The organism is Gammaproteobacteria bacterium, assembly GCA_022340215.1.
In the GTDB taxonomy this organism is placed as follows: domain Bacteria; phylum Pseudomonadota; class Gammaproteobacteria; order JAJDOJ01; family JAJDOJ01; genus JAJDOJ01.
This window is the reverse complement of record JAJDOJ010000243.1, coordinates 1-4,583: the sequence shown is the minus strand read 5'-3', so window position 1 is coordinate 4,583 and position 4,583 is coordinate 1. Positions and strand designations below refer to the sequence as shown.

General features: G+C 63.7%; 6 protein-coding genes. 3 read left to right on the top strand and 3 right to left on the bottom strand.

The features are described 5' to 3' along the window. From LJE91_16620 to LJE91_16610, 3 genes are all read right to left on the bottom strand, one after another. On the bottom strand, positions 1–231 hold a 231-nt coding region (locus LJE91_16620; GenBank protein MCG6870289.1), incomplete at its 3' end, for a hypothetical protein. 289 nt (positions 232–520) lie between these two features. Beyond that, positions 521–1,042, bottom strand: coding sequence for a hypothetical protein (locus tag LJE91_16615; protein ID MCG6870288.1), 522 nt, complete (start codon positions 1,040–1,042; stop codon positions 521–523). Positions 1,043–1,242: 200 nt separating this feature from the next. Next, the gene (locus LJE91_16610; GenBank protein ID MCG6870287.1) at positions 1,243–1,974 is read right to left on the bottom strand and encodes a Crp/Fnr family transcriptional regulator; all 732 of its coding nucleotides are present in this window, start codon (positions 1,972–1,974) and stop codon (positions 1,243–1,245) included. A 198-nt stretch (positions 1,975–2,172) separates the two neighbouring features. On the opposite strand from LJE91_16610, the gene LJE91_16605 reads away from it, so the two are divergent. The 3 genes from LJE91_16605 to LJE91_16595 all read left to right on the top strand — a co-directional run. Further along, the gene (locus tag LJE91_16605) at positions 2,173–2,415 is read left to right on the top strand and encodes a hypothetical protein (GenBank protein MCG6870286.1); all 243 of its coding nucleotides are present in this window, start codon (positions 2,173–2,175) and stop codon (positions 2,413–2,415) included. A 52-nt stretch (positions 2,416–2,467) separates the two neighbouring features. Then, positions 2,468–3,661: a glycosyltransferase family 4 protein gene (locus LJE91_16600; GenBank protein ID MCG6870285.1), complete on the top strand. Its 1,194-nt coding sequence runs from the start codon at positions 2,468–2,470 to the stop codon at positions 3,659–3,661. After that, on the top strand, positions 3,661–4,583 hold a 923-nt coding region (locus LJE91_16595; GenBank protein ID MCG6870284.1), incomplete at its 3' end, for a glycosyltransferase family 4 protein. The genes LJE91_16600 and LJE91_16595, both read left to right, overlap by 1 nt.

Genomic DNA, 4,583 nt, shown 5'->3' with positions numbered 1-4,583 from the left:
GGCTTGCAGTTCCAGGGGGTCGATGTTGGCGACCCGCTCCCCGGTGCCCCCACCGGGCGCGGGCAGGAAGATCAGGGTCGCGACGCGCCGATAGGCGGAAAATGACAGATTTGGAATCGTCTCTTCTTCGGTCTCCACCGTGTAGATCCCGGCCGGCTGCACCTCTCCGATCCCGGTCAAAAAGAACGGCCGGGAGAAGGTGACGGTCTTCTGACTCGTGCGCGCGCTCATCGGAGATCTCCAGATTCCGGCATGCCCGATAGTGCCAGCGCGCTCCGCGACAGCCGTGCCGATCTCGGCCCGTCTGCTGCATCATTCTCTCCTCGTCACCATCTCGGCCGCAGCTCAGGCCTTCTCTTCCAGAATGCTGGGCCGGCCTTACGCCATACCGAACAGGCAGCCGACATGGAGGCGGTTGCCACCCGAAGAGAGAACCTCGACCAGGCAGCTGTAGCGGCCCGATTGCCGGGTCGCACTAATCTCGATTGGCCGGCCAGCTCCGCTTGGACCGAACGCATCGCTACGCCTGGGAGGCGGCGCGCGGGATGGTGACGATGCAGCGCGTCCGGTCCAGCGTGCTGTGATTCTCCAGCTTTCCGCCGAGCCGCAGGACCAGCAGCCTCGCAAGCGTCAGGCCATTGTCGCGTCTGTCATCAGCTGACATGGTGTTGCCACTGTCCTCGACGACGAGCTGCCAAGCCTCCGGAGCAGCTGTGAAGCACACGGTGATCCGGCCGGCCAGTCCCGGTGGGAGCGTATAGACGAACGTGCTGGAGATGAGGAGGTCGGCGACGAGCCTGAGGGTGACCGCGGTGCCGATGGGCAGGGCGGCATCGGCGGCCGCACAGGTGAGTGTGGGGCCGCTCGATCCGCCGAGTGCCTTGGCGATATCGTGGCAAAGGTCCCGCAGGTACTGGCCAAAAGACACTTCGGTCGAGCCAGAGATCCGCGAGAGCACCTCACTGAGCGTCGTCACGGCGATGACCCCGGCCGGGCGCTCGCAAAGGGCAAGCACGCCCTTCATCGCCCAATAGCTCTCCACGGCAGGGGGCGGAGGCCGCGCAAGGAAGATTGCCTCACGGTTGCCCTCGGGCGCGAGGACCGCGGTTGAGCGGGCAGCGACGGCAGGCATCGGGTGTCTCCGAGATCAATCTGTGATTGTGGCAAATCTACGCGGTCGGAGACGGCGCTATGCTAACCTGGATTAGCGGTTGGAGCCTGCCTGCCGCGCGCTCGCGCTCTTCATTGCCCCAGCCCGTTGTTCTGGTCGAGATAGCCGCTGTGGTACTCGGCGAGGGTACGCAGACCGGCGAGATCGTGGAACTCGACATGACCCTCCCGGAAGGTCACCAGGCCGCGCTCGCGCAGTTGCCGCAGAACGCGGTTCACGTGGATGGCGGTGAGCCCCAGCGCGTCGGCCAGGAGATACTGGTTGAGCGGGCAGACGAAGCCGCTGTCCGAGCCCAGTCCCACGAGTTGCAGGCGCAGCCCGAGCTCCAGCAGCAGATGGGCCGTACGCACCAGGGCACTGCGCCGGCCGATGTTGACCAGATGCTCGACCACCATCGCCTCGTCGCGCGAAGCGGCCCACAAAATCGCCGCCGCCAATCGTGGCACGCGCTGAAAGGTGTCGATCATCTGTTGCGCCGAGACCTCGGCGACGACGATGTCGTTTACCGCGGCGAAGGCATGATCCGAGGTACGCAGGAGCACGCTGCGCAAGCCCATCAGGTCGCCTGGAACCGAGAAATCGATCACTTGCCGGCCGCCGTCCGGCAACATCTTGTACGCACACGCCCAGCCCTCCTGCAGGATGAACGCGCGGTGGCCCTCCTGGCGCTCGTGCACGATCTCGGTGTGCGCCGCGATCGGGCGCCGTCGTGCTTCGAGCCCGGCAAGACTCGCCAGCTCGTCGGGTTCCAGCGGCAGGAACCGGTTCAGCTTGTGCGCCAGGGCGCTTGCGCCCGTCACCATGGACCACGTCCCCAACCATGAACGCGGCCACGGCCGCCGTCCGGTCGATCATCGCTTGGCGAACGGGCACGAAGCGGCGTCGACACTACTTTAGATTAGTCTGGCACGGGGCTCAAACGGTTAGTCTCTCGTCGTTCTACGATCGGACCGCGGTCTTGGCGCCTTTCGGTCCCACAAATCCGCGCACAGGAGGAGGCCATGAGCAGCGTTTCAGGTGCGGCAGGACACGCGGCGCTTGCCATCTGCGAATCGATGCTGCTGTCGCTCACCGAGAGCAAGATCATCGACGCAACCGAAGCCAGGGCGATTCTGGAGGACGCGGCGGCCGCTCATCGCAACTCCGTATCGCTGGTGACCGACGGCGGCGGAGCGGCCCACGAGGAAGCCGCCTCGTTGATCGAGACGATTCTCAGCGGGGGCAACTCGGTGCGGCATGCCTGAGTGTCGGTTACTCCCGAAATCAAAAGGCCCGCCATGGTAGGAACCTTGGCCTTTGTCTGAATCAGACGCTGAACTCCAGGCGGACCTGGCTAGGCCGGCCGGCATGGTCAAGTGCGCCAAACGAGTGGCTGTTTTATCACCGGTCGCCTGGCGGACACCGCCCCGGTACTACGGGGCCTGGGAAACGGTGGCCAGCAACCTTGCCGAAGGCTTGGTCTCGCGCGGCTGGAACGTGACCTTGTTCGCCACCAGGGACTCCGTCACGCGCGCCCGGCTCCACGCCGTGATTGACAAGGGTTACGAAGAAGACCCCGACGCCGATCCCAAGGTGGCCGAATACCTTCACATCGCGGAAGCGTTCGAGCACGCCACCGAGTTCGACCTGATTCACAGCCACTACGACTTTATGGCTTTGAGTTACAGTCGTCTGGTCCAGACACCGGTTGTGACCACCATCCATGGCTTCTCCTCGCCCAAGATCATGCCAGTCTATGAAAAGTATCGCGACGGCTACTTTGTCTCCATCAGCGACTCCGACCGCGCCTCCGCACTGAACTATCTGGCGACCGTTTACAACGGGATCGATCTCTCGCTCTACCCGTTCCAGGAACGCGCCGGCCAAGACCTGATCTTTCTCGGCCGCATCCATCCGGACAAGGGTGTCCATCTCGCCATCGAGGTCGCCCGCCGGAGTGGGCGGCGCCTGATCATTGCAGGCATCGTTCAGGACGAGGCCTATTTCCACAACCGGATCGAGCCTCATCTCGGAGATCCAACAGTCAGCTATGTCGGGCCGGTCGACGTGGCGGGCAAGAACGCATTGTTCGCGCGAGCAAGCGCGCTCCTGCATTTGAACACGATCCCGGAACGGTTCGGGCTGGTACTGGCCGAGGCCAATGCGGCCGGCGTACCCGTCATTGCCATGGATCTCGGCTCTTGCCGAGAGGTCATCGAGGATGGGCGGACCGGCTTTCTGGTCAGCACCCCCGAGCAGGCCGTCCAGGCCCTGGGGCGACTCGCCGAGATCGACCGCCGCGCCTGTCGGCGTCGCGTCGAAGAGCGCTTTTCGATCGCCACCATGGTAGCGGCCTATGAGGAGGTCTACGCGAGGATTTTCGAGCTGGAGGTGAGGAAGCGGACGATGACGCACCACCCGTCCCAATCTGGAGGCCTCGTTTGGCCGTTTGATGCAGAGCCGGCGCGAAGGATCCACGGACGGCCGGCTGCAACGAGGTCTGATCAGTGATGAATGAAGCAAGCCCGCCCTCGAAAATCGCGTTCGTCTCCGACTATCTGCCGCGCAGGTGCGGCATCGCTACCTTCACGCACGACCTGCGCACGGCCGTGGCGACGCTGTATCCGGAGGCCGAGTGCGGGGTGGTGGCCGTCAATGACGTGTCGGAAGGTTACGACTATCCACCGGAAGTACGGTTTGAGCTCGGGGAGCAGCGCCTGCGCGACTATCAGGAGGCGGTGAATTTCCTGCGGTTCAACGGCTTCGACGTGATCTGTCTGCAGCATGAGTTCGGGATCTATGGCGGCAGGTCGGGCAGCCATATCCTGGCTATCCTGCGCGAGGTCAACCTTCCCGTGGTGACCACGTTGCACACCATCCTGGAGGAGCCCGCTCTCGAGCAACGCCGGGTGATGGACGAGATTGTCCGGCAATCCGAACGGCTGGTCGTGATGACCGAGCGCGGGCGCAGGATTCTGCGGGAGATCTATGGCGTTCCCGCTGTCAAGATCGATCTGATCGCGCACGGCATTCCGGATACGCCCTTGGTCGATCCAAACTCCCTCAAGGATCAGTTTGGGGTCGAGGGCAAGAAGGTGCTGCTGACCTTCGGACTGCTATCCCCGGGCAAGGGGATCGAGTACGTGATCCAGGCGCTTCCTGAGATCACCCGGCAGTATCCGGATCTGATCTACATCGTGCTCGGCGCCACGCATCCGCATCTCGTGCGCGCAGAGGGCGAGCGTTACCGACTCAGCCTGGAGCGTCTGGCTGAGAAATTGGGAATGACGCAGCACGTCGCCTTCTACAACCGTTTCGTGGAACTCGAGGAGCTGAAGCAGTTCCTCGGCGCGGCGGACATTTATATCACCCCTTATCTCAGCAAGGCGCAGGCCACCTCCGGCACGCTCTGCTATGCGTTCGGCTGTGGCAA

Coding starts and splice junctions, on each gene's coding strand:
- LJE91_16610 (MCG6870287.1), bottom strand. CDS start 1,974: ATGGTGACGGGCGCAAGCGCCCTGGCGCACAAGCTGAACCGGTTCCTG.
- LJE91_16605 (MCG6870286.1), top strand. CDS start 2,173: ATGAGCAGCGTTTCAGGTGCGGCAGGACACGCGGCGCTTGCCATCTGC.